The following is a 24,583-nucleotide window of genomic DNA, read 5'->3' on the forward strand; positions in this document are numbered from 1 at the left end:
GTGACCGTGCCCGGCGCCGACGAGACGTACGACGCCGTCGTCGTCGGCGCCGGCCCCAACGGGCTCGTCGCGGCCAACCACCTGGTCGACGCCGGCTGGTCGGTGCTCGTCCTGGAGGCCCAGCCCGAGGTGGGTGGAGCGGTCCGGAGTGACCGGGAGGTGCACGCCGACTTCGTGCACGACACGTTCAGCGCGTTCTACCCGCTGGCCGCCGCCTCCCCGTTCCTGGGCGCGATGGACCTGGAGGACCACGGCCTGGCCTGGACCCACGCGCCCGCGGTCCTCGGGCACCCCACCCCCGACGGGGCGTGGGCGCTGCTCCACCGGGACCGCGAGGTCACCGCCCGCCTCCTCGACGAGCAGCACCCCGGCGACGGCGAGGCCTGGCTGGTCCTGTGCGACCAGTGGGACGTCATCGGCCCGCACGTCCTCGGCGGCCTCCTGTCGCCCTTCCCGCCGGTGCGCTCGGCGCTGGCCGGGCTGGCGGCCCTGCCACGCGCCGGCGGGCTGTCCTTCGTCCGCACCCTGCTCGCGCCGGCGGCGGAGGTGGGGAGCCGCCGCTTCGGCGGGCGCGCCCCGCGCCTGCTGCTGGCCGGCAACGCCGGCCACGCCGACATCCCGCTCGAGGACACCGGCTCCGGGCTGATGGCGCTGCTGCTCACCCTGATGGGCCAGACCGTCGGCTTCCCGGTCCCGGTCGGCGGTGCGGGTGAGCTCACCCGGGCCCTGGCCCGGCGCTTCGTCTCCCGGGGCGGCGAGATCCGCTGCGCCACCCCGGTCGTGGGCATCGACGTCGCGCGCGGCCGGGCGCGGGCGGTCCGGTCCGCCGACGGACGGCGTACGACGGTGCGGCGGGCCGTTGTCGCCGACGTCGTGGCGCCGCACCTCTTCGGCGGGCTCGTCGCCGCCGAGCACCTGCCGCTGCGGGTGCGCCGCGGGATGCGCCGCTTCGAGCTGGACCCCTCGACCGTCAAGGTCGACTGGGCGCTGTCCGGACCCGTGCCGTGGGCGTCGGCCCCGGCCCACGCACCCGGCACGGTGCACATCGCCGACTCCGTCGAGCAGATGTCCCGGGCGTTCCGGGAGGTGGCGGACGGCGCGGTCCCGGCCGAGCCCTTCCTGCTCGCCGGCCAGATGACCACCGCCGACGCGACCCGCTCGCCGGCGGGCACCGAGTCGATGTGGGCCTACACGCACGTGCCGCAGCAGGTCACCCGCGACGCGGGAGGAGGCGGCATCCGGGGGGTGTGGGACCACGACGACTGCGAGCGCTTCGCGGACCGGATGCAGGCCCGGATCGAGCGGCTGGCGCCCGGCTTCGGCTCGACGGTCCTGGCTCGTCGGGTGCTGGGGCCGCGCGAGCTCGAGGCCCGCAACGCCAACCTGGTCGGCGGGTCGATCAACGGGGGCACCGCCCGCCTGCGGCAGGAGCTCGTGCTCCGGCCGGTGCCCGGGCTGGGGCGCGCCGAGACGGGCATCGCCGGGCTCTACCTCGGTTCGTCGTCCGCGCACCCGGGCGGCGGGGTGCACGGCGCGGCCGGCATGAACGCGGCCCGTGCGGCCCTGGCGCACGCCCGCTTCGACCCGCGAGCCGGGCACCGCTGACGAGGGTCCTCGCCGTCGCTGGAACACTTCACCCCGTGATGACCGTCGACCTCGAGACCCTGCGTCTCTTCCTGCACGTCCTGGCCGCCACCATCTGGGTCGGGGGCCAGATCACCCTGGCCGCGCTCGTGCCGGCGCTGCGCGCCGCCGGCACCGACGTCCCCAAGGCCGCGGCCAACGCCTTCAACCGGATCGCGTGGCCCGCGTTCGCGGTGCTGGTCGTGACCGGCGTCTGGAACGTGATCGCCGAGGGCGACCGGGGCGATGCCTACCAGCACACGCTGTCGCTGAAGTACGCCCTCGTGCTGGTCTCCGGCGTCACGGCCTACCTCCACGCCAGGGCCGCGTCGAAGCGGGCCATGGCGATCTTCGGGGCGCTCACCGGCCTGAGCGCGCTCGCGACCCTCTTCGTCGGGATCGTGCTCGCCGGCTGATCAGAGCAGGCGCCGGTAGCCGACGTTCGTCGCGATCACCCGGCAGCCGAGCCGCTCGTTCACCGCGATCATGTGATGGTTGTCGGTGGCGTTCCAGGTGTCGGCGGCGGCGACCTCCGGCCGCTCCGCGGCCAGCCAGCGCAGCATCTCGCACTTCATCAGCAGGCCGAGCCGGTGACCGCGGTGCGCGCGCACCACGGTCGTGTCCTCCTGGAAGGCCACGGTCGGGGCGAACTCGTCCACGCACAGCAGCGACATCCCGGCCCACTCGCCGCTCTCGCCGTGCCGGGCCAGGACGCGGTACGTCGTCTGGTGGCGGCGTGCCATCGAGGCGTCGTAGGCGCGGACCCGGTCGGCGTCCCAGGCGTCCGGCTCCCTGCCGTCGTCGGCCGGCGCGTCGTTGATCGCCTCGTGCAGCGCCACCAGGTCGGGCACCATCGCCTCGTCGGCCGGCCCCGCCACGCGCACCAGCTCGTAGCCGGCCGCCACGATTGCGGCCTCGCCGTACAACCGGTCCCAGCGGGTCGGGTCCTCGTGCAGGTCGAGCCGACGTACGGCGTACTGGTGCTGGCCCTGGGTGCCGAAGCCGCGGGCGTCGAGGAACCCGATGCCGTCGGTGCCCTGCCACGCCCCGGTCGTGAGCGTCGTGCGGTCGTGCGCGCCCGCGAAGGCGACCATCTGCTCGAGCAGCGCGCTGCCGACCCCGGATCGCCGGTGCTCCGGCGACACGATCGCCCGCAGCCTGGCCAGGTCGAGGTTGTCGAGGAACGGCAGCTCGACCAGGCCCCAGCCGGCCGGCGCGTCCGGCGAGCCGGCGACCCAGACGGCGTCGACGGGCCGGCCGTCGTTGCCGTGCTGCAGCGCGAACATCCGGGACGGACCCGACTGCACGGGGAGCTCCAGACCCGCGTGCCCGTGCGAGGCACGGTCCACGGCAACCAGCCGGTCGGCGAGGTCGAGGTCGACGTCCAGCGGGTCGATCCGGGTGATGTCCACGGCCGGAGTCTCGCGTCTCGAACAGCCCCGCACCAACTCGTTTCGGTGGGGGCTAGAGTGAACGGGTCATGACGCGCCAGCTCCTCCTTCGCTGCCGCAGCGAGGTCTGATCAGCCGGACCCCCTCGCTGCGGAGTGTTGCTGCGCGACCGGCGCCCACCAGCAACCAGCCGAGGACACCATGACCCTGCTCTCCCAGAAGCCCAGCGGGATGCCCGTCTCCCGCTATCGCGCGTTCCCGCCGATCGACCTGCCGGACCGCACCTGGCCGACCCGCACGATCACCGAGGCGCCGCGCTGGCTCTCGACCGACCTGCGTGACGGCAACCAGGCACTCATCGACCCGATGAGCCCGGCCCGCAAGATGAAGATGTTCGAGCTCCTGGTCCGGATGGGCTACAAGGAGATCGAGGTCGGCTTCCCGTCGGCCTCCGAGACCGACTTCTCCTTCGTGCGCCAGCTCATCGAGCAGGACAAGATCCCCGACGACGTCACGATCTCGGTGCTGACCCAGGCCCGCGAGGACCTCATCGAGCGGTCGGTGCAGTCGCTCATCGGGGTGCCGCGCGCCAACATCCACCTCTACAACGCGCTGGCGCCGCTGTTCCGCCGCGTGGTCTTCCACGCCGGCAAGGACGAGATCAAGGACATCGCCACCCGCGGCACCGAGCTGGTGATGAAGCACGGCGAGAACCACCTCGACATGACGGTGATCGGCTACGAGTACAGCCCGGAGATCTTCACCTCCACCGAGCTGCCGTTCAGCCTGGAGGTGTGCGAGGCCGTCTCCGACGTGTGGCAGCCCGAGGACGGCCGCGAGATCATCCTCAACCTGCCCGCGACCGTCGAGTCCGCGACGCCCAACGTCTACGCCGACCAGATCGAGTGGTTCTCCCGCCAGCTGACCCGGCGCGAGAACACCGTGATCTCGCTGCACCCGCACAACGACCGCGGCACCGCCGTCGCCGCGACCGAGCTGGCCATGATGGCCGGCGCCGACCGCGTCGAGGGCTGCCTGTTCGGCCACGGCGAGCGCACCGGCAACGTCTGCCTGGTCACCCTGGGCATGAACCTCTTCAGCCAGGGCGTCGACCCGATGATCGACTTCTCCGACATCGACGAGATCCGCCGGACGGTGGAGTACTGCACGCAGCTCCCGGTCCACCCGCGGCACCCCTACGCCGGCGACCTCGTCTACACGGCGTTCTCCGGGTCCCACCAGGACGCGATCAAGAAGGGCCTGGAGGACCTCGACCGGCAGGCCGCCGACCAGGGCGTGCCCGTCGGCGAGCTGCCGTGGGAGGCGCCGTACCTCCCCATCGACCCGAAGGACGTCGGCCGCACCTACGAGGCGGTCATCCGCGTCAACAGCCAGTCCGGCAAGGGCGGCGTGGCCTACATCCTCAAGGCCGAGCACAAGCTGGACCTGCCGCGCCGCGCGCAGATCGAGTTCAGCCGGGTCGTCCAGGAGCGCACCGACCTCGACGGCGGCGAGATGTCGCCCGAGGAGATCTGGTCGGTCTTCTCCAGCGAGTACCTCGACCGCGAGACCCCGCTCAAGCTCGACTCGGTGCACACGAGCTCGGCGGCGGGGGAGAAGGACGCGCTCACCACCAACGTGTACGTCGACGGCGAGCTCACGACCCTCGAGGGCACCGGCAACGGCCCGATCGCGGCGTTCGTCAACGCGATCAACGAGCTCCCGAACAACTTCGACGTCCGGGTCCTCGACTACGCCGAGCACGCGCTGTCGGCGGGTGGCGACGCCATCGCGGCGGCGTACGTCGAGTGCCTCGTCGGCGACCAGGTGTTCTGGGGCGTGGGGCTGGACGCCAACATCGTCACGGCCTCGCTCAAGGCGGTCATCAGCGCGGTCAACCGTGCCTGAGCAGTTCCTGCCCGACCCCGTGATGCCTCGTCCCGCGCGCTCGATGAAGGAGCGGATGCTCGCCGGCGAGCCCTACCTGGCCTCGGACGACGAGCTCGGCGAGCTGGGCCTGCGGGCCCAGGACCTCGCCGACGACTACAACGCGACGCGCACGCGGGACGGGGCCTCGCGTCGCCGGATCCTCACGGAGCTGCTCGGCTCGGTGGGTGAGGGGGCGGAGATCCGGCCGCCGTTGCGGGTCGACTACGGCTTCAACATCCACATCGGGGCGCGGACGTTCGCCAACTGGGGTCTCGTCGCGGCCGACGTCGCCGCGATCACCATCGGCGCGGACGTCCAGATCGGCCCGAACGTCCAGCTGCTCACCCCGACCCATCCCGTCGAGCCGGAGCCGCGCCGCCAGAAGTGGGAGGCCGCCCGGCCGATCACGATCGGCGACAACGTCTGGCTCGGCGGGGGCGTGATCGTGCTGCCCGGCGTCACCATCGGCGAGAACACCGTCGTCGGTGCCGGCTCGGTCGTCGTCCGGGACCTGCCGGCCAACGTCGTCGCCGTCGGCAACCCGGCGTCGGTGATCCGCACGATCTGAGTGGTTACCGACTCGTAACCAACCGGGTCGCGGGCTCGTTGTGGGTGCGGTCACACACCCGCCCCGCACGCCAGGAGCCCCGCATGCGCCGTACGCCCCGCACCACCGTCGCAGGGTTCGCCCTCGCCGCGACCGCCCTGGCCGCCTTCGGGCCGGGGGCGTTGACCACTGCCAGCGCCGCCGACGGGGCGAGCGACCCCTACGGCCAGCTCTGGAACATCCTCCCGCCGGGCTCCAACGGCACGGCCACGGCGCCCGACCTCCTCGCGCTGGGCGGCTCGACGACCGCGACGCCGACGACGCCGAAGAACTTCGCCGACCAGCTCGAGATGTACGACGGCCTGACCAAGGTCGAGCCCAGCAAGATCACCAGCGACGACATCAACCGGCTCTACAAGACCGAGGGCTTCACCCCCGAGTCGGTCGTCAGCACCGAGACGCCGAAGGCCGGCGTGACGATCCGGCGCGACGCGTTCGGGGTGCCGTTCGTCGACGGCACGACGTACGACGACGTCGAGTTCGGCGCCGGCTACGCCGCGACCCAGGACCGGATGTTCCTCATGGACGCGCTGCGGCACACCGGGCAGGCCCGGCTCGCGGAGTTCGCCGGCAACACCCCCGGCAACGTCGCGATGGACGAGGCACAGGTCCGGTCCGCCTACTACACGCCCGAGGAGGCCGCGGCCCAGATCGACAAGGCCGCCGCCCGGGCGGACGAGCTCGGCGCCGACGGTGCCCAGCTCGCCGGCGGCGTCGACGCGTTCATCGCCGGCATCAACCAGGCCCAGTCCGACATGTGCCCGGTCATCACGGCGCCCACCTGTCCGGTCGAGTACGCCGCGCTGCAGAAGCAGCCGGAGGACTGGACCCGTGCCGACGTCGTGTACGTCGCCAGCCTGGTCGGCGGCATCTTCGGCAAGGGCGGCGGCCACGAGGTGCAGAACGCCGCGTGGCTGCAGCAGCTGACCGCGAAGTTCGGCGACAAGGCGGGGCGCAAGGTCTACAACGACCTGCGGGAGAAGAACGACCCCGAGGCGCCGACCACCTCCGACGTCTACACCCCCTACGAGCGCGGCGGGATCGACCCGACCCTGCCCGGCGTGGCGATGCCCGACCCGGGCGCGAAGACCGCCCCCGGCACCGGCCTCCCCGACGGCGCCGCAGCTGCCGCCAAGGCCCCGGAACCCCAGATGGACCTGCCCGGCATGACCATCAAGCTCGAGCACCACGGCATGAGCAACGCGATCCTCGTGACCGGTGAGCACTCCGCGACCGGCAAGCCGCTGGCGGTGATGGGCCCGCAGACCGGCTACTTCGCCCCGCAACTGCTCACCGAGGAGGTGCTCAACGGCCCGGGCATCCAGGCCCGCGGCGTCGCCTTCGCCGGCACCAACCTCTTCGTCCAGCTCGGTCGCGGCGTCGACTACGCCTGGTCGGCCACGAGCGCCAGCGGCGACAACGTCGACACGGTCGTGGAGAAGCTCTGCAACACCGACGGCACCGCTGCGACGGTCGACTCGACGGCCTACCTCGTCGGCGACACCTGCACCCCGATGCAGCAGGACACCCACTCCGAGACCACGACGCCCAACGCCAGCGCGCCGGCCCCGCCGCAGACCTACGACTTCCAGGTCCTGCGCACGGTGCACGGCATCGTCCAGCTCCGCACCGAGGTCCAGGGCCAGCCGGTCGCGATCGTGCTGCAGCGCTCGACCTACGGCCACGAGGTCGACTCGGTGCTCGGCTTCGCCCAGTTCAACGACCCGGGCTTCGTGCACGACGCGGCCAGCTTCCAGCAGGCGGCCAGCCACATCGACTACACGTTCAACTGGTTCTACGCCGACGACCAGGACATCTCCTACTACAGCTCCGGCCTGCTGCCGGTCCGCTCGCACCAGGTCGACTCCGACCTGCCGCACTGGGCGGGGCCGGACTACGACTGGCAGGGCTGGCTCTCCTTCGACGGCCACGCCCACCAGACCGACCCCGACCGCGGCTACCTCGTCAGCTGGAACAACAAGCCGGCGCCCGGGTTCGGCGGCGCCGACGACACGTGGAGCTACGGCCCGGTCTACCGCTCGCTGGCCCTCGAGAAGCGGCTGCAGCACCAGATCGCCGGCGGCCCGGTCACGATCGAGCAGATGGTCGGTGTCATGTCGGGCGCGGCCACGGCCGACTCGCGCGCGGCGTACACGCTGCCCCTGATCCTCAAGGTCATCGGGGACGACCCGAAGACCCGCGACGCCGTCGCGCTGCTCAAGCAGTGGGTGCGCTCCGGCGCCCAGCGCGTGGACCGGGACCGCGACGGCGCCTACGCCCAGCAGGCGGCCATCGCGCTCTTCGACGACTGGTGGCAGCACAACAGCCAGTCGGTGGCGTACGACGTGCTCCGCGGCCGGCTCGGCAACGAGCTCGTGCACGCCCTGCCGCAGGGCCTCGACGACCACCCGCGTCAGGGAATCGGCTCCTCGTTCAACGGCGTGGCCTGGTACGGCTACGTCAACAAGGACCTGCGGGCCGTCCTCGGCAAGCACGTCGAGCGGCCCTACCGGTTCGGCTACTGCGGCGGCGGCAAGCTGGCGAAGTGCCAGCGGATCCTGCGGGCCTCACTGCGGGCCGAGGTGGCCCGGATGCTCGAGGTCCAGGGCGTGAAGAAGGTGTCCGAGCTGACCTACGACAAGACACAGGACGACATCCGCAGCAACACCGCGGGCGTCGTGGGCGTGCGGCCGATCGACTGGCAGAACCGGCCGACCTTCCAGCAGGTCGTCACGTTCACGGGGCACCGGCCGCGCTGAGCCGCTTCAGCGGGAGGAGGACGGTGAACGTCGTGCCCTCCAGGTGGGCGGACTCGACCGCGATCCGGCCGCCGTGGGCGGAGACGATGGCGGCGACGATCGACAGGCCGAGGCCCGTGCCCTGGATGGCACGGGCCTGGGCGGTCGAGGACCGGAAGAACTTCTGGAACAGGCCGGCCTGCTCGTCGGCCGGGATGCCGATGCCGGTGTCGGCTACCACCACGCACGCGTCCTCGCCGCGCACCTCGAGGGAGCAGGTGACCGACCCGCCGTCCTCGGTGAACTTCACGGCGTTGCTCAGCAGGTTGAGCAGCACCCGCTCCAGCTGGGCGCGGTCGCCCAGCACCACGATCGGTGCCGGCGGCTGCCGGAAGCTGACCGCCAGGTCGCGGTCCTTGAGCAGCGGCAGGATCGCCTTCTCGGTGGGGTCCAGGATCGAGGCGAGGTCGAGCGTCTCGCTCTCCCACAGCTGCGTGGGGGAGTCCAGGCCGCTGAGCAGCAGCAGGTCGTTGCAGATCACGATCAGCCGCTGGCCGTTGCGCGCGATCGTCTCCAGCAGCGGCAGCTGCTCGGGCTGCGGGTCGACGATCGAGCCGTCACTGAGCATCTCGGTGTAGCCGACGATCGAGGTCACCGGCGTGCGCAGCTCGTGGCTGACGGTGGAGACGAAGTCGTTCTTGGCCTCGTCGAGCTGGCGCAGCCGCTCCACGGCCGTGCGCTCCTTCTCGAGGGCGGCCTGCATCATCTCCTGGTTGTGCCGCTGCTCGGTCACGTCGCGGCCCACGCACAGGAAGCCGACCTGGGCGGCGAAGGCGTCGGCGGCGACGCTCAGGGTCATGGAGACGGTGTGCTGCCGCCCGCCGCGGGAGACCCAGGTCCAGTCGCGCGGCTCGGTCTCGCCATCCGAGCCGAGCGCACCGGCCAGCGCCTCGAACGCCGTCTCCGGGGAGCGGGCGCCGGTGCGGCTGAGGAGCTCGCCGGGCTCGAGCAGCCGGGTGAACGGCTCGCCGACCATCTCGGCGGCCTCGTAGCCGAGGAGGTTCTCCGCACCGGAGTTGAAGACCGTGATCCGGCCACGGGTGTCGATGCCGATCATCGCGGTGGTGATGGCCGCCTGCAGCAGGTGGGCGTTGAGGCCGGCCGTCGCGCGCTCGGCGGTCACGTCGATGCCGGTCATCACGGCGTACATCGGCAGGTCCTGGTCGTCCCGCACGATGTTGTTGTTCCACACGATCCGCAGCTTCTCGCCCCTGCTGTTGCGGGCGTCCGCCTCGCGGGAGACCGGGACGCCGGAGCGGTTGGGCCACATGAAGAGTGCCTCCACGTCGGCGGCCTGCGACGGCGCGATCGAGGTCTCCCACACCGGCCGCCCGAGCAGCTGCTCCTCGGAGAAGCCGGTCAGCTCGGTCGTGGCCGCGTTGACGCGCACGATCGTCCCGCCGAGGTCGGTGACCAGGATGATGCAGTTGGTGGTGTCGAGGGTGGCGCTCGTCAGCTTCTCGGCCGCCTCCAGCTGCCGGCGGGCGTCGTACTCGCGGGTGACGTCCTGGAGCTGCGCGGCGAAGAGCGGCTCGGGCTCGCGCACGAGCAGCGAGAGCACGACGTTGACGCGCGCGTCAGCGCGGCCGGTCAGGCCGGTCTGGGCCTTCCAGCCGTCGAGGTGACCGTCCGTCATCCGGGCGGTGACGAGGTCGAGCGGCTCGGCGGTGTCGAGTAGGGCGTCCAGCGAGGTGCCGTTGAGGGAGCCCTCACCGGAGGCGCCGAGCAGGGTCGCGGCGGTGTCGTTGTGGTCGATGATCTCCAGCCGGGTGCCGTGGCCGCGCATCAGCAGCATGCCCACGAGCGACTCGGTGAAGTTGCGGCGGAAGACCAGCTCGCTGGCACTCACCTGGTCGAGCAGGTTGCGACGCTGGGCCACGGCGATGGCCAGCGGCAGGGACATCAGGGCGGCGCAGAGCAGGTAGCCCTGGGTCAGGGCGCCGGCGGCGAGGACTGTGATCCGGCCGTCGGCGTAGCTGCCGCCGAAGGGCCCGAAGCCGCGGGCGGTGAGGAAGGTCGTGAGTGCGCTGAAGCCGGCCAGCTCCCAGGCGACGTGGCGTACGTCGAACCGCAGCGCCGCCCACACCAGGAACGGCAGCGGGATGAAGGTCAGCGACAGTGCCTGGCTGGGCGCGAAGACCAGCACCGTGACGACGGCGAGGGCGAAGGCCTGGATCGCCTTCTCCAGCGGCCGGCGCCGGGCCACGGCCTGGCCGACCGACATCGCGATCGGGACCAGGACCAGGGTCGAGGCGGCGTGTGAGGCGAAGACCGAGCGCCAGGTCGTGACGAGGTCGCCGTGGTCGAGGGCCAGCACGGTGAGCGTCGCGCCGGTCGCGATCGTCGCACCGCCGATCAGCGCGGCCTCGATCAGCGTGATGAAGTCGTCCTGGGTCTCCAGGCGTGGCGGGCCGGTCCGGCCGCGACACAGGAAGCAGCCGGCAGCCAGCGCCTCGGCGGCGTTGGACAGGCCGAAGAGGGCGGAGACGTCGAGGTCCCGACCGCCGGTGACGTTGGCCAGGCCGCTGAAGACCACCACGCCCGCGGCCAGCGCGGGCCACCAGCTGCGGGGGTAGAGCACGATCAGGGCGACCGCGATGCCGGCTGCCGGCCACCAGGCCGCGACCGGGTCGCGGTGCGGGGCGAACGCGACGGCGCTGACCCCCGCGAAGTAGATGCCGACGAGCATCGAGAGGGCGACCACCCAGCCGGGGTTCGATCGGCTCGTGGGCATCATGCGTCACAGTTTTCCGTACGACGCGTGCTCGGGGCGACTCAACCCGCCCGCGGGGCCTCCGGATCAGGCCCGATCAGTCGGGGACGCCCAGGATGCAGGCGGTGCCGCGTCGGGCGAAGCCCAGCCGCTCGTAGACGCTGGTCGCCTCGTCCGATCCGGCCGACATGAACGTCGTGGTCACGCCCGCGGCCCGGCAGGCCGCGACCAGGGCGGCCGTGGTGGCCGCGCCGAGGCCCTGCCGGCGGGCCCGGCCGAGCACCGCGATCCCCATCAGCTCGGCGATGTCGCCGCGGGGCGAGGCGGACCCGCCGCCCGCCACGACCCCGGAGGCGTCGTACGCGCCGACCATGACGAGCAGGCCGTCGCGGATCAGCTCGGGCCGCTTCCCGACGTCCTGGGCGGCGACGTCCTCCCGCTCGCCGAAGCCCGCGCTGACCGCCCCGACCACCAGCGGCAGGTCGGGGTCGTCGGGACCGAGCACGCGGGTCCGGCCGGACTCGTCGGCCAGCGACGTCCCGTCGGGGAGCACCAGCAGCGGGCACAGCTCGAGCTCGTGCTCGCCGGTGACGGCCTCGCGGACCGCCGGCAGCAGCGAGGGGGTCACCTCGTCGACCCACTCGACGGCGCGGGGGAGGCCAAGCTCGGCCTGCCGGGCCAGCACCCGTCGTACGTCGTCGGCGGTCACGTCCTCCTCCAGCCCGAGCCGCGGCCGTGCGTAGAACTGCCAGCCGGTGCCCGGCCCCGCCAGGAAGAGCGTGAACGGGCCGACCTCCTCGGTGGTCCCGACCGGCCGAGGGACGGCGTCGTAGTAGGCCTCGATGGCCAGCAGGTCCGCGGGTGGGGTGCTCATGCCGGACAGGCTCCCAGTCCAGAGTCCGGTGAGCCACTAGATTGCTGGCCATGCTGGTCTCCGAGCGCATTGGGCAGTTCTTCGTCGAGAGCGACTACGGGCGCGACCGGCTCGAGTACACCGAGTACGGCTCCGGCGACGCCTGGGTCGTGCTCCTCCACGGCCAGCTGATGCCGCGCCGCATGCACCAGCCGCTGGCCCGCGCCCTGGCCGCCGAGGGACTGCACGTCGTCACCCTCGACCTGCTCGGCCACGGCCGCTCCGACCGGCCCGCCGACCCGCTCGTCTACTCCATGACCGACTGGGCCGAGCAGGTCGTCGCGCTGCTCGACCATCTCGGTGCACCCCAGGCCGTCGTCGGCGGCACCTCGCTCGGCGCCAACGTCTCCCTCGAGGTGGCCGTGCTCGCCCCCGACCGCGTGCGTGGCCTGATCGTGGAGATGCCGGTCCTCAACAACGCCGTCGAGGCGGGGATCCTGGCGTTCGCGCCGCTGATGTTCGCGGCGCGCTTCCTGCCGTTCACGGTGACCGCGCTGCGGCTGCTCACCCGGCCCGTCCCGCGCGGGTTCGTGCCGTTCTGGGCGGGCATCGCGCTCGACACCCTCGACCAGCGCCCCGGGTCGGTGGCCGCGGTCGTGCACGGCATCTTCTTCGGCCGGGTCGCGCCGTCCTCGCGGCAGCGGCGCGCCATCCAGGCTCCCGCCCTCGTCGTCGGCCACCCCGCCGACCCGATCCACCCCGCCGCTGACGCCGCGATGCTGGCCGGGGAGATGCCGCGCGCGACGTTCGTCCGCGCCCGCAGCATCCTGGAGTGGCGCGTGGCACCTGAGCGGCTCAACCGGGCCGCGGCCGAGTTCGCCCTCGGCTGCTGGAAGTCCCCGCGCCGGGCCCGCCGGGTCGGCGGCTGAACCAACCCGTCGAGGGGGAGAATGGGCAGGTGCCCCTCTACCGCGACGAGGCGATCGTCCTGCGCACCCACAAGCTGGGTGAGGCGGACCGGATCGTCACGATGCTGACCCGCCACCACGGGCGGATCCGTGCCGTCGCGAAGGGCGTGCGGCGTACGACCTCGAAGTTCGGCTCGCGCCTCGAGCCCTTCACCCACGTCGACCTCCAGCTCGCCGAGGGCCGCACCCTCGACATCATCACCCAGGCCGAGACGCTCACGCCGTTCTCCGCCGGGCTCGGTGCCGACTACGACCGCTACACGTCGGGCACCGTCATGCTCGAGACCGCCGACCGGCTCGTCCCGGAGGAGAAGGAGCCCAACCTGCAGCAGTTCCTGCTGCTCGTGGGCGGGCTGCGGGCGATGGCCTCCGGCGATCGCCGCCCCGGCCAGGTCCTCGACTCCTACCTGCTCCGGTCGCTCGCCGTCGCCGGCTACGCGCCGTCCTTCGAGGCCTGCGCCCGCTGCGGCCTCGAGGGCCCGCACCGCTGGTTCAACCCGTCGATGGGCGGCGTGCTCTGCGCGACCTGCCGGATCCCCGGCTCGGCCAGCCCCGCCCCCGACACGATCACGGTCCTCGGGGCGCTGCTCGCCGGTGACTGGCCGGTCGTCGAGGCCGCCGACGCGCGGACGCTGAAGGAGGCCAGCACGCTCGTCTCGGCGTACCTCCACTGGCACCTCGAGCGAGCGCTCCGCTCGATCCAGTACGTCGAGCGCTGAGTCCGCTGCGCGGGGCTGCCTTCCCGGGACAGTCTCGGCGCGGGGTGGTGGGGCCGGACGCTCGCTCCCACGTCGACGATGCGAGTCCCTATGCTCGCCGCGTCGCCGCCACAGCGTGGTTTCCTGCCGGGCCGCCGCTGGGCGGCGCCGCGCCTCCCTTTGACGGGACCTCGCATCGTCGCCGCGTGCGCGCCCGCCCGTCCCCACGGCTCGCCGCCCGGCTCCCGGGCGGGCGGGGGAACAAGGTCGCCAGCCGACCCGTCCTGGGCTGACGCGGCATGTCCCCTCTCTTGCGGCAGCGCAGACCGGGTGGTCGACCGACTCCTTCATCCCCGCCCGCCCGGTGGCCGGGAAGCAGCCGGGACGGTGGGGCGCGGACGGGGACCCCACGCACGGCGCGTAAAAGTCGTGCGTGGCGCCGCCCCAGCGGACCGCAACCCACCGCGGGCGCCGGGGGCGGCGACGCGTCCGACCCTGCGACGTGCGTGGGGTCCACGGGAGCGTCCCACCGGCCCAGCCGGGTGGAGGAACCCCCGGGGAGGCAGCCCCGCGCAGCGGCCCCCCCACTACGCTCGGACTCGTGAAGCGACCGGTCCGGCAGCCCACCCCGCACCCGTCGGGGGCGACCCCTCCCGACGTCCCGAAGGACCTCGTGCCGCGGCACGTCGCGGTCGTGATGGACGGCAACGGGCGCTGGGCCAAGGAGCGGGGGCTGCCGCGGACGAAGGGGCACGAGCAGGGCGAGAGCTCGCTGTTCGACGTGGTCGAGGGTGCGATCGAGATCGGCGTGAAGGCGGTGTCGGCCTACGCGTTCTCGACGGAGAACTGGTCGCGGTCGCCGGACGAGGTGAAGTTCCTGATGGGCTTCAACCGCGACGTCATCCGTCGTCGGCGCGACGAGATGCACGAGCTGGGCGTCCGGGTGCGCTGGGCCGGGCGGGCCCCGCGCCTGTGGAAGTCGGTGATCAAGGAGCTCCAGGTCGCCGAGGAGCTCACCCGGGACAACGACGTGCTCACGCTGACGATGTGCGTCAACTACGGCGGCCGCGCCGAGCTGGCCGACACGGCGCGCGCGATCGCGCGGGAGGTGGCCGCGGGTCGGCTCAACCCGGAGAAGGTCGACGAGAAGGTGTTCGCCAGGCACCTCTACGTCCCCGAGCAGTCCGACGCCGACATGGTCTGGCGCACCTCGGGGGAGCAGCGGCTCTCCAACTTCATGCTCTGGCAGGCGGCCTACAGCGAGTTCGTCTACTCCGACGTGCTGTGGCCCGACGTCGACCGGCGGCACCTGTGGGCCGCGATCGAGACCTACGCACGACGCGACCGGCGGTACGGCGGCGCCCAGCCCAACGCCGTACCCGATCCCGTCACGCCTGTCTGACCCCGAAATCCACGCCCGGAGCCCCCGGATCTGCGAGGCTTCGTGCGTTCGTGGGTTGGCGCTCGGGGGAGGAGCCACATGCGGGGATTCGACATGCGGGGACGCGGTGCCGATACGGCGCGCCTGCTCGGCTTCGGCGACCAGCCCGACCCGCGGATCCTCCAGGCCGTCTTCGCCGTCCTGTTCTCGCTCGACCTGGGGCTGCGGCTGCTCAACGGGTCGCTGCCGGACCTCGCCGGGTGGCCGACCGCCGCCATCGTCGCCGGCGGGGTCGCGTGCGTGCTCGCCGTCGCCGTCGCGTGGGAGCCGGCCGTGCCGGTCGTGACGGCGCTGGTGCCCGTGCTCGACCTCGCCGCGCTCGGCATGGCCCGGATGAACCCCGAGGCCAGCGGGGCCGGCATCCTCGCGGTGGTCCCGGCCCTGTGGCTGGGGCGCTCCTACGGTCGGCGCGGCGCGCTGGTCACCTTCATCGGCTCGACCCTCCTGGTGTCCCTGCCCGCCGTCCTGTACGCCGGGATCGACGGGATCGGGCTGACGCGGAGCCTGGCCATCCCGCTGGTCGCCACCTGGGCGTCGCTGGCCGTGGCCTCGGGGCGCGAGCGGATCCGGACCGGCCGCGCCGAGGTCGACCGGGCCCTGGGCACCATCGAGCACCAGCGCCGGGTGGCCGAGGCGATCCTCGACACCGTCGACGTCGGCCTGGTGCTGCTCGACCGTGACGGCGGCTACCAGTCGATGAACAAGCAGCACGCCGACTTCATGCAGCTCGCCTTCCCGGCCGGGCACTCCGGTCGGGCCGGACAGCTCGGCTCGGTCTACCACCCGGACGGCACGCCCGTGGCCACCGAGGAGATGCCCTCCTACCGCGCCAGCCACGGCGAGGAGTTCGACGACTGCCGCATCTGGTGCGGCGACGACCCGCTGACCCGCCGGGCCCTGTCCGTCTCCGCCCGTTCGGTCCGCGACCAGGCGGGCAACTTCGCCGGGGCGGCGCTGGCCTACAAGGACGTCACCGACTTCATGCGCGCGCTGAGCGTCAAGGACGAGTTCGTCGCCTCGGTCTCCCACGAGCTCCGCACGCCGCTCACCTCGATCAGCGGCTACGTCGACCTCCTGCTCGAGCGCGAGGACCTGCCCGCCGAGGCGATGCGTCAGCTGGAGGTCGTGGACCGCAACGGCGACCGGCTGCGGCGCCTGGTCGCCGACCTGCTGCACACCGCGCAGGTCGACGACGGTCCCCTTCACGTGGTGCGTACGACGACCGACCTGGCCCGGATCGTCCGCGACGCGGTCCAGGCGGCGACCCCGGTGGCCGCCGCGTCGGACATCATCATCAAGCTCGAGGCGCCGGAGCGCCTCGAGCTCGTCGTCGACGCCCAGCGGATGGCCCAGGTGGTCGACAACCTCGTCTCCAACGCGATCAAGTACACGAGCCGGGGAGGCGAGGTGCGGGTCCGGCTCGAGGTCGACTCCGACCGGGTCGAGCTCTGCGTGACCGACACCGGCATCGGCATCGACGCGGGGGACCGCGACCGGCTCTTCACCCGCTTCTTCCGGTCCCGGGAGGCGGCGGAGCGCTCGATCCAGGGCGTCGGGCTGGGCCTGTCGATCACCAAGGACATCGTCGAGAGCCACGGCGGCCGGATCGAGGTCGACAGCGAGGTCGGCCGCGGCTCGGAGTTCCGGGTTCGGATCCCGGTCGCCTGACCGGCCGCGGCCGCACTACGTGCAGTCGGGGCAGGTCCCGAAGATCTCCAGGGTGTGGCTGACCGCGGCGTACCCGTGCTCGGAGGCGATCGTGCTGGTCCACCGCTCGACGGCAGGACCCTCGACCTCCACGGTCGACCCGCACGAGCGGCAGACCAGGTGGTGGTGATGCGTGTCCGAGCAGCGCCGGTAGATCGCCTCGCCGTCCTCGCTGCGCAGCATGTCCACCTCACCCGCCTCGGCGAGCCGCTGCAGGGTCCGGTAGACCGTGGCCAGGCCGACGTTGTCGCCGCGCCGGCCGAGCAGGTCGTGGATCTCCTGGGCGGAGCGGAAGTCGTCGAAGGAGGCCATCGCCTCGGCCACCGCGATCCGCTGCCGGGTGGGGCGCAGGCCGCCCTTCCCCGGACCCTTGTCAGTGCTCGTCATAGTGCTTCCCGTGGGGTGCGTGCCGGTGCCCGTCGTGGACGTAGTCGACGTGGTCGCCGTGCCGGACGGCCACGTGGCCGCAGTCGGGGCCGTGCTCGTGCGGGTGGGTGTCGCAGGCGATCTCGTGCTCGTCGGTCCCGATCGCGGGGAAGGGCGCCCGGAGCCGCTGCCGCGACCTGAGGAAGACACCCAGCGGCCAGGCGAGGGAGAAGCCGGCCAGCGCCAGCAGGACGATCGTCGGGCCGGGCGCCACGCGGGCGTGGAACGAGGCGAAGGCCGAGATCACCAGGCCGCCGAGCGAGGCGACCACCCCGAGCCCCATGGCGGTGCCGAGCGTCGAGCGGAAGGACCGGGTCACCTGCTGGGCGGTCGCCACCGGGACCACCATCAGCGCGGAGACCAGCAGCAGGCCGACGGTGCGCATCGCCACGGTCACGCTGACCGCGGCGAGCACGGCGACCAGCACGTTGTACGTCCGGACCCGCAGCCCCGCGACCTTCGCGAACTCCTGGTCCTGGGAGACCGCGAACAACTGCGGGGCCAGCCCCACGCAGATGAGTACGACGACCGCGGCCAGCGCGATCGTGACCCACACGTCGGTCGAGGAGATGGTGGTGATCGAGCCGAAGAGGTACTCCTGCAGCCGGGTCGCGCTCTGCCCGGCCAGCCCGGTCAGCAGCACGCCGCCGGCGAGGCCGCCGTAGAAGAGCAGGGCGAGGGCGACGTCGCCGTTGGTGTGGCCGCGCTCGCGGATCACCTCGATGACCACGGCGCCGAGCGCGGCGACCACCACGGCCGTCCAGGTGGGCGAGGTCCCGGTCAGGAGGCCCAGCGCCACCCCGGTGACGGCCACGTGGCCGATGCCGTCGCCCATCAGCGCGAGCCGGCGCTGCACGAGGTAGGTGCCGACCGCGGGGGCGGCCAGGCCGGTGAACAGCGCGGCGAGCAGGGCCCGTTGCATGAACGCGAGGGTGAAGAGCTCCATCAGGCGTGGCCTCCGTCCAGGGGGGAGCCGACGTGCGGCGCGTGGTCGTGGCGGGCGGGGGTGCCGTGGTGGTGGGTGTGGCCCTCCCCGAAGTCGCCGTGCACCTCGTGGTCGGCGAGCGGTGCGCCGTCGTAGGCGATCCGGCCGTCGCGCATCACCACGGCCCGGTCGACCAGGGGCGCCATCGGGCCGAGCTCGTGGGCGACGAGCACGATGGTCGCGCCGCGCTGCTTGAGCACGTTCAGGGCGTCGGCGAGCGCGTTCTGGTTGGGCAGGTCGACGCCCGCCGTCGGCTCGTCGAGGAAGAAGAGGTCGGGAGCCCCGGCCAGGGCCCGCGCGATCAGGGCGCGCTGCTGCTGGCCGCCGGAGAGGTGCGCGACCCCGTCGCGGGCCCGGTCGGACAGGCCGACGACGGCGATCGCCTCGTCGATGGCCGCGCGGTCGGCCCGGGAGAGCGGACGGAGCAGCCGGCGGTGGGTCAAGCGACCGCTCGCGACGACCTCCCAGACCGAGGCGGGCACGCCCGACGTGGCACCGGTGCGCTGCGGGACGAAGCCGACCCGCTGCCAGTCGTGGAAGTCGTCGAGGGGGGTGCCGAAGAGCGAGAGCGCACCGGTGGTCAGCGGCCGCAGGCCGGTCAGGGCGCGCACGAGGGTGGACTTGCCGGACCCGTTGGCGCCCATCAGGGCGACGAACTCGCCCTCGTGCACGGTCAGGTCGATGCCGCGCAGCACCGGTCGGCCGCCGATGGCGACGGCACCGTCGGTGAGGCGTACCGGTGCGGGCAGGTGGTCGTGGTCGGTCATCGGCATCCGTTCGCCTGCTCGAGGGCTGTGAGGTTCTCGCGCATCAGCGAGAGGTAGTCCTGGTGGGTCGACGCGTCGCTGAGCCCCTCGATCGGGTCGAGGACCTCCGAGACGATGCCGAGGTCGTGGGCCAGCGTGTCGGCGGTCTTGGCCGAGACCAGGCGCTCGGAGAAGACGGTCGTGATCCCGTCCGCGCGGATCAGGTCCTGCAGCCGGCCCAGGTCGGCCGGGGTCGGCTCGGCCTCGGGGGAGAGCCCCAGGATCGGCTGTACGTCGATCCCGTAGCGCCCCAGGTAGCCGAACGCGTCGTGGGTGACCACCACCGTGTGCCGGTCGCAGTGGGCCAAGCCGGTCGTGTAGTCGGCGGCCAGCCGGTCCAGGTCGCTGCGGAAGGCGGCGGCGTTGGCGCGGTAGGTCTTCGTGTGGGCCGGGTCGGCCGCGACGAGCTGGTCGGCGACCGCGTCGGTCACGTCGGCGAAGCGTGCCGGGTCCTGCCAGAAATGCGGGTCGAGGGTCTGCGGGTCGTCGGCGAAGGGCTCGAGCCGGGCGGCGTCGGACACGTCGAGCACCCGGTGCTCGGCGTTCTGCTCCACGCTGCTGTCGACCGCGGGCTGGAAGCCCTTCTCGTAGATCACGACGTCCGCCTCGGCGATCGCCACGGTCTCCTTGATCGTCAGCTCCAGGTCGTGCGGCTCGGCGCCGGGCTGGGTCAGGTTGGTGACGTCGACAAGGTCGCCGCCGATCCGCTCGGCGACGTAGGCGAGGGGGTAGAACCCGGCCGCGACCCGGACCCGGCCGTCGTCCTGCGCCAGGGCGGTGCAGCCGCTCGTCGCCGCCACCAGGGAGAGGGCGAGGAGGGCCGGCACGATGCGCATGAGAATCATTCTCAGTGTGGTTGAGAATGGTTGTCAACTCATCGGGCGGCGTACCCTCCCGCCATGCTGGTCGTGAACAGGTTCCGGGTGCAGGACGCCGACGCCGACGCCTTCCGTGAGGCGCTCGAGACCGCCCGCGCCACCCTGGCCGGCTGCCGGGGCTACGTCGACGGCACGGTCGGCCGCAACCTCGACGACCCGTCGCTGTGGACCCTGGTCACGACCTGGGAGCACGTCGGCGCCTACCGCCGCGCGCTGTCGACCTACGACGTGAAGCTGCAGGCCGTGCCCCTGCTGAGCCGGGCGATCGACGAGCCCAGCGCCTACGAGCCGGTCGTTCCCGGAGCCGACCTCAATACCCACGAGACACGGTCGTTAGGCTGATCGCTCCACCACTTCCGGACCGGCAGCCAGCCGGCCAGCGAACAGGAGCACCCCGTGGCCAAGGCCCCCGCAACCACCGTCGACAACGTCGTCTCCCTCTGCAAGCGCCGGGGTTTCGTCTACCCGTGCGGTGAGATCTACGGCGGCACCCGGTCGGCGTGGGACTACGGCCCGCTGGGCGTGGCGCTGAAGGACAACATCAAGCGCCAGTGGTGGAAGTCCATGGTGCAGATGCGCGACGACATGGCCGGCCTGGACTCCAGCATCATCCTGCCCACCAAGACGTGGGAGGCGAGCGGCCACGTCGACACGTTCTCCGACCCGCTGACCGAGTGCCAGTCCTGCCACAAGCGCTTCCGCGCCGACCACCTGCAGGAGGCCTACGCGGAGAAGAAGGGCATCGACAACCCCGACGACGTCCCGCTCAGCGACATCGCCTGCACCAACTGCGGCACCCGCGGCGCCTGGACCGAGCCGCGCCAGTTCTCCGGCATGCTCAAGACCTACCTCGGCGTCACCGAGGACGAGTCGGGCCTGCACTACCTGCGCCCCGAGACCGCGCAGGGCATCTTCCTCAACTTCGCCAACGTGGTGACCTCGAGCCGGATGAAGCCGCCCTTCGGCATCGCCCAGATCGGCAAGAGCTTCCGCAACGAGATCACACCCGGCAACTTCATCTTCCGCACCCGCGAGTTCGAGCAGATGGAGATGGAGTTCTTCGTCAAGCCGGGTGAGGACGAGGAGTGGCACCAGTACTGGATCGACGAGCGCACCCGTTGGTACGTCGACCTCGGCATCGACCCCGACAACCTGCGCCACTTCGAGCACCCGCAGGAGAAGCTCAGCCACTACTCCAAGCGGACCGTCGACATCGAGTACCGCTTCAAGTTCGCCGGCTCGGAGTGGGGCGAGCTCGAGGGCATCGCCAACCGCACCGACTTCGACCTCACGACCCACGCCAAGCACTCCGGCCAGGACCTGTCCTACTTCGACCAGGCCAACAACGAGCGCTACACGCCGTACGTCATCGAGCCGGCAGCGGGCCTCTCGCGCAGCCTGATGACGTTCCTGGTCGACGCCTACACCGAGGACGAGGCGCCCAACACCAAGGGCGGCGTCGACAAGCGCACCGTGCTCAAGCTCGACCCGCGCCTCGCGCCGGTCAAGGTCGCCGTGCTGCCGCTGAGCCGCAACGCCGACCTGTCGCCGAAGGCCAAGGCCCTCGCGTCGGAGCTGCGCGCCAACTGGAACGTCGACTTCGACGACTCCGGTGCGATCGGCCGCCGCTACCGCCGCCAGGACGAGATCGGCACGCCCTACTGCGTGACGGTCGACTTCGACACCCTCGAGGACGACGCGGTGACCATCCGCGAGCGGGACTCGATGCAGCAGGAGCGGGTGGGCCTCGAGGGCATCACCCGCTGGTTCGCCGAGCGTTTCGTCGGCTGCTGAGCGAGGGCCTCGTGCACACTCACTCCATGAAGCGTCTGCTCGTCACCACGGCCGTGGCTGCCCTCGCACTCTCGGGGTGCAGCAACGACTCGAAGGACACCTCGTCCGACGGTCCGGGCGGTTCGGGGACGTCCTCCTCGAGCACCTCGGCGTCGCCCTACCTCCCCGTCCCGGACGGGGTCGAGCTGACCGCCCAGGGCAGCAAGCTCGGGGTCGGCGACTCGGCCGTCGTGGCCTACGACCTGCCCAAGAACCAGGTCGGCGCGCTCGACATCACGGTGACCCGCCTGGAGAAGACGACGTTCAAGCAGTCCTTCCAGGGCTGGCGGCTGGACGCTGCGACGAAGAAGACCAACCCCTACTTCGTGAGGGTCACCGTCAAGAACGTCGGCGACACCGACCTCAGCGGGCAGCCCGTCCCGCTCTACATCGTCGACGGCACCAACACCCTGATCCCGGCCACGACGTTCAAGAGCACGTTCGCGCCCTGCCCGAGCACGCCGTTCCCGAAGAAGTTCAAGAGCAGCGCCAAGATCGACGCTTGCCTGGTCTACCTCGCGCCCGACCACGGCGACCTGACCGCGGTGGAGTTCCGGCCGACCGAGCAGTTCAACCCGATCACGTGGACCGGCGACCTCAAGGAGCCGAAGACCGCCACGAAGAAGGCGAAGAAGAAGTCGGGCAAGCGCTGACCGATTTGGGGTGCCCGCCGGGCATCTCGGACAATGGGCGGGTGACCGCCCTGCCCACCTCCCTGACCCTCGGGTCGCTGCGCGTCGAGACCCCCGTGGTGCTCGCGCCGATGGCGGGCATCACCAACGCGGCGTACCGACGCCTGTGCGCCGAGCAGGGTGCCGGCCTCTACGTCTGCGAGATGATCACCTCCCGCGGCCTGGTCGAGCGCGACCAGCACACCCAGGACATGCTCGTCTTCGACGAGCTCGAGACGACCCGGTCGGTGCAGCTCTACGGCACCGACCCGGTCTACGTCGGCAAGGCCGCCGAGATCCTCTGCGCCGAGTACGGCGTCGCGCACATCGACCTCAACTTCGGCTGCCCGGTCCCCAAGGTGACCCGCAAGGGCGGCGGGGGAGCCCTGCCGTGGAAGCGCGGGCTGCTCGCCGAGATCCTGGAGGCCGCGGTCGCCGCCGCCACGCCGTACGACGTGCCCGTGACCATGAAGACCCGCAAGGGCATCGACGACGACCACCTGACCTACCTCGACGCCGGGCGGATCGCGCAGGAGTCGGGCGTCGCGGCGATCGCGCTGCACGGCCGCACGGTCTCGCAGGCCTACTCCGGGCAGGCCGACTGGGACGCGATCGGCGCCCTGGTCGAGCACGTCGACATCCCCGTCCTCGGCAACGGCGACATCTGGGAAGCCGCCGACGCCATCCGCATGGTCGAGCACACCGGAGCTGCGGGCGTCGTCGTGGGGCGCGGCTGCCTGGGCCGGCCCTGGATCTTCCGCGATCTCGCGGCGGCGTTCTCCGGCGAGCAGGTGGCGACCCTGCCCACCCTCGGCGAGGTCACCGCGATGATGCGCCGGCACGCCGAGCTGCTGTGCCAGCACATGGGGGAGGAGCGCGGCTGCAAGGAGTTCCGCAAGCACGTCTCGTGGTACCTCAAGGGCTTCGCCGCCGGCGGCGAGATGCGCCGTTCGCTGGGCCTGGTCGACAGCCTCGCGGACCTCGACCGGATGCTCGCCGACCTCGACCCGACCGAGCGGTTCCCGGTCGCCGAGCTCGGCACCCCGCGGGGCCGCCAGGGCTCGCCGCGGGCCCGTGTCGTGCTGCCCGAGGGCTGGCTCGACGACACCGACGGGAGCGGCTCCCACCTGCAGGAAGAGGCCTCGGAGACCACCGGGGGGTGAGCGGGGACACGCCGGAAATGTGATCGGGGATTTGCCGATCGGGCGACGGCGTGTGCTTCACTCGACGTTCGTTGCCTGTTCGTTACCTCGAATTCCGGCAGCCCACACTCTCGGATGCCCCCCTGCCCCCCAGCAAAGGATCAGCGCTGTGGCCAACAGCCACAAGCGGGACACCGATGCCCGCCGTACCCCCAGCCGGACCCCCCGCCGGACCCCCAAGGCCGTCCTCGTGGCCGGCCCGCTCGCCTTCCTGGCGACGGCCTCTGCCGTCACCCTCGGCGTCCTCGCCAGCGACCCCGGGACCCGCGACGTCATCGCCTCGCGCGACGCCACGACCAACCTGTCGATGACGCGTGAGCCCCTGGTCTCGCGGTCGGACTCGCGTCGCGCCGCGCGCACCTCGGCGGAGTACCTCATGAACCTCCAGGACGCCTACGACGCACGCAAGACGCGCGAGGCGATCCGGAACGCCCACACGCACCTGTGGACCACGACGCTCCTCAACATCTGGAGCGGTCCGGAGGCGGACGCGAAGCAGCTCGGCGAGCTCGACGCGGCCAAGAAGGTGCTCGTCACCGGTCGGCAGGCCCAGGGTCGCCAGGAGATCGTGCTCGACGGGAAGGCCCGCTGGGTCACCGCCGGCTACCTCGCCCACGAGAAGCCCGCGCCCGCTGCGCCCGCTGCGGCCGCCGGCCTGTCGTCGGCGCCGTGCCCCGACTCCAGCGTCGAGGACGGCCTGACCTCGGGTGCCGTGCAGGTCTACCGCTCGGTCTGCCACGCCTTCCCGCAGATCACGACGTACCTCGGCTGGGACGCCCACGGCGAGCACTCGTCGGGCAAGGCCATCGACATCATGACCAGCGACAAGGCCCTGGGCGACCAGATCGCCGCGTTCCTCCAGGCCCACGCCTCCGAGCTCGGGCTGTACGACGTCATCTGGTGGGACCAGATCTGGACGCCGGAGCGTGCGAGCGAGGGCTGGCGCTACTACGGCGACCACGGGTCGTCGACCGCCAACCACATGGACCACGTGCACGTCTCGGTCCTCTGACGACTCACCCCTGCGGTGGCGTCGGTGGGTCGCAGTAGGGTC

The 24,583-nt window shown here is 72.1% G+C and carries 21 protein-coding genes; 14 read left to right on the forward strand and 7 right to left on the reverse strand.

What is annotated here, in order from left to right; all coding sequences use genetic code 11:
- Positions 1-1,605: an NAD(P)/FAD-dependent oxidoreductase gene (locus EJF31_RS02280; protein ID WP_260430580.1), complete on the forward strand. Its 1,605-nt coding sequence runs from the start codon at positions 1-3 to the stop codon at positions 1,603-1,605.
- A 35-nt stretch (positions 1,606-1,640) separates the two neighbouring features.
- Positions 1,641-2,039, forward strand: a complete 399-nt coding sequence (locus tag EJF31_RS02285; RefSeq protein WP_125035474.1) for a hypothetical protein — start codon at positions 1,641-1,643, stop codon at positions 2,037-2,039.
- On the opposite strand, the gene EJF31_RS02290 is transcribed toward EJF31_RS02285, so the two are convergent.
- Entirely contained in the window at positions 2,040-3,035 is a 996-nt protein-coding gene (locus EJF31_RS02290; RefSeq protein ID WP_125035475.1) for a GNAT family N-acetyltransferase, read from the reverse strand.
- A gap of 180 nt (positions 3,036-3,215) precedes the next feature.
- Here EJF31_RS02290 and leuA point away from each other — a divergent pair, with 180 nt between their 5' ends.
- The 3 genes from leuA to EJF31_RS02305 all read left to right on the forward strand — a co-directional run bounded on the left by leuA (position 3,216) and on the right by EJF31_RS02305 (position 8,309).
- Positions 3,216-4,922 carry a 2-isopropylmalate synthase gene (gene leuA, locus EJF31_RS02295; RefSeq protein WP_125035476.1) on the forward strand — a complete coding sequence of 569 codons (1,707 nt, stop codon included), beginning with the start codon at positions 3,216-3,218 and terminating at the stop codon, positions 4,920-4,922.
- Positions 4,915-5,511 carry a sugar O-acetyltransferase gene (locus EJF31_RS22465; RefSeq protein ID WP_307718963.1) on the forward strand — a complete coding sequence of 199 codons (597 nt, stop codon included), beginning with the start codon at positions 4,915-4,917 and terminating at the stop codon, positions 5,509-5,511. Before leuA ends, EJF31_RS22465 begins: the two co-directional genes overlap by 8 nt.
- An 83-nt stretch (positions 5,512-5,594) precedes the next feature.
- Positions 5,595-8,309 (forward strand): penicillin acylase family protein, encoded by a 2,715-nt coding sequence (locus tag EJF31_RS02305; RefSeq protein WP_125035477.1) that lies wholly within the window; start codon positions 5,595-5,597, stop codon positions 8,307-8,309.
- Here EJF31_RS02305 and EJF31_RS02310 read toward each other — a convergent pair.
- Positions 8,287-11,085 carry an ATP-binding protein gene (locus EJF31_RS02310; protein ID WP_125035478.1) on the reverse strand — a complete coding sequence of 933 codons (2,799 nt, stop codon included), beginning with the start codon at positions 11,083-11,085 and terminating at the stop codon, positions 8,287-8,289. The two genes, EJF31_RS02305 and EJF31_RS02310, sit on opposite strands and share 23 nt — an antisense overlap.
- Positions 11,086-11,158: 73 nt before the next feature.
- Positions 11,159-11,935, reverse strand: a complete 777-nt coding sequence (locus tag EJF31_RS02315) for a GNAT family N-acetyltransferase (RefSeq protein WP_125035479.1) — start codon at positions 11,933-11,935, stop codon at positions 11,159-11,161.
- 50 nt (positions 11,936-11,985) lie between these two features.
- Here EJF31_RS02315 and EJF31_RS02320 point away from each other — a divergent pair, with 50 nt between their 5' ends.
- From EJF31_RS02320 to EJF31_RS02335, 4 genes are all read left to right on the forward strand, one after another.
- Entirely contained in the window at positions 11,986-12,843 is an 858-nt protein-coding gene (locus tag EJF31_RS02320; RefSeq protein WP_125035480.1) for an alpha/beta fold hydrolase, read from the forward strand.
- A 29-nt stretch (positions 12,844-12,872) separates the two neighbouring features.
- On the forward strand, positions 12,873-13,601 hold the full coding sequence (recO, locus tag EJF31_RS02325) for a DNA repair protein RecO (protein WP_125035481.1): 729 nt from the start codon (positions 12,873-12,875) through the stop codon (positions 13,599-13,601).
- Between the two features lie 580 nt (positions 13,602-14,181).
- Entirely contained in the window at positions 14,182-14,982 is an 801-nt protein-coding gene (locus EJF31_RS02330; protein ID WP_125035482.1) for an isoprenyl transferase, read from the forward strand.
- A gap of 78 nt (positions 14,983-15,060) precedes the next feature.
- Positions 15,061-16,689 carry a cell wall metabolism sensor histidine kinase WalK gene (locus EJF31_RS02335; protein ID WP_125035483.1) on the forward strand — a complete coding sequence of 543 codons (1,629 nt, stop codon included), beginning with the start codon at positions 15,061-15,063 and terminating at the stop codon, positions 16,687-16,689.
- Positions 16,690-16,704: 15 nt separating this feature from the next.
- On the opposite strand, the gene EJF31_RS02340 is transcribed toward EJF31_RS02335, so the two are convergent.
- From EJF31_RS02340 to EJF31_RS02355, 4 genes are read right to left on the reverse strand one after another with little or no spacing between them, the layout of a single operon-like run.
- Entirely contained in the window at positions 16,705-17,115 is a 411-nt protein-coding gene (locus tag EJF31_RS02340; RefSeq protein ID WP_125035484.1) for a Fur family transcriptional regulator, read from the reverse strand.
- Positions 17,102-18,100: a metal ABC transporter permease gene (locus EJF31_RS02345; protein ID WP_125035485.1), complete on the reverse strand. Its 999-nt coding sequence runs from the start codon at positions 18,098-18,100 to the stop codon at positions 17,102-17,104. Before EJF31_RS02345 ends, EJF31_RS02340 begins: the two co-directional genes overlap by 14 nt.
- A complete protein-coding gene (locus EJF31_RS02350) occupies positions 18,100-18,906 on the reverse strand; it encodes a metal ABC transporter ATP-binding protein (RefSeq protein ID WP_221767423.1) in 807 nt (268 codons plus the stop codon). Before EJF31_RS02350 ends, EJF31_RS02345 begins: the two co-directional genes overlap by 1 nt.
- Positions 18,903-19,781, reverse strand: coding sequence for a metal ABC transporter substrate-binding protein (locus EJF31_RS02355; RefSeq protein WP_221767424.1), 879 nt, complete (start codon positions 19,779-19,781; stop codon positions 18,903-18,905). Before EJF31_RS02355 ends, EJF31_RS02350 begins: the two co-directional genes overlap by 4 nt.
- 63 nt (positions 19,782-19,844) lie before the next feature.
- On the opposite strand from EJF31_RS02355, the gene EJF31_RS02360 reads away from it, so the two are divergent.
- The 5 genes from EJF31_RS02360 to EJF31_RS02380 all read left to right on the forward strand — a co-directional run bounded on the left by EJF31_RS02360 (position 19,845) and on the right by EJF31_RS02380 (position 24,541).
- On the forward strand, positions 19,845-20,165 hold the full coding sequence (locus tag EJF31_RS02360) for an antibiotic biosynthesis monooxygenase (RefSeq protein WP_125035488.1): 321 nt from the start codon (positions 19,845-19,847) through the stop codon (positions 20,163-20,165).
- A 54-nt stretch (positions 20,166-20,219) separates the two neighbouring features.
- Positions 20,220-21,617: a glycine--tRNA ligase gene (locus EJF31_RS02365; RefSeq protein WP_125035489.1), complete on the forward strand. Its 1,398-nt coding sequence runs from the start codon at positions 20,220-20,222 to the stop codon at positions 21,615-21,617.
- A gap of 26 nt (positions 21,618-21,643) precedes the next feature.
- Entirely contained in the window at positions 21,644-22,309 is a 666-nt protein-coding gene (locus tag EJF31_RS02370; RefSeq protein WP_125035490.1) for a hypothetical protein, read from the forward strand.
- A gap of 41 nt (positions 22,310-22,350) precedes the next feature.
- A complete protein-coding gene (dusB, locus tag EJF31_RS02375) occupies positions 22,351-23,490 on the forward strand; it encodes a tRNA dihydrouridine synthase DusB (RefSeq protein WP_125035491.1) in 1,140 nt (379 codons plus the stop codon).
- 148 nt (positions 23,491-23,638) lie between these two features.
- Positions 23,639-24,541 (forward strand): SH3 domain-containing protein, encoded by a 903-nt coding sequence (locus EJF31_RS02380; protein ID WP_125035492.1) that lies wholly within the window; start codon positions 23,639-23,641, stop codon positions 24,539-24,541.
- Positions 24,542-24,583: the final 42 nt, after the last annotated feature.

The organism is Nocardioides sp. LS1, from assembly GCF_003865225.1.
GTDB lineage: Bacteria > Actinomycetota > Actinomycetes > Propionibacteriales > Nocardioidaceae > Nocardioides > Nocardioides ginsengisegetis.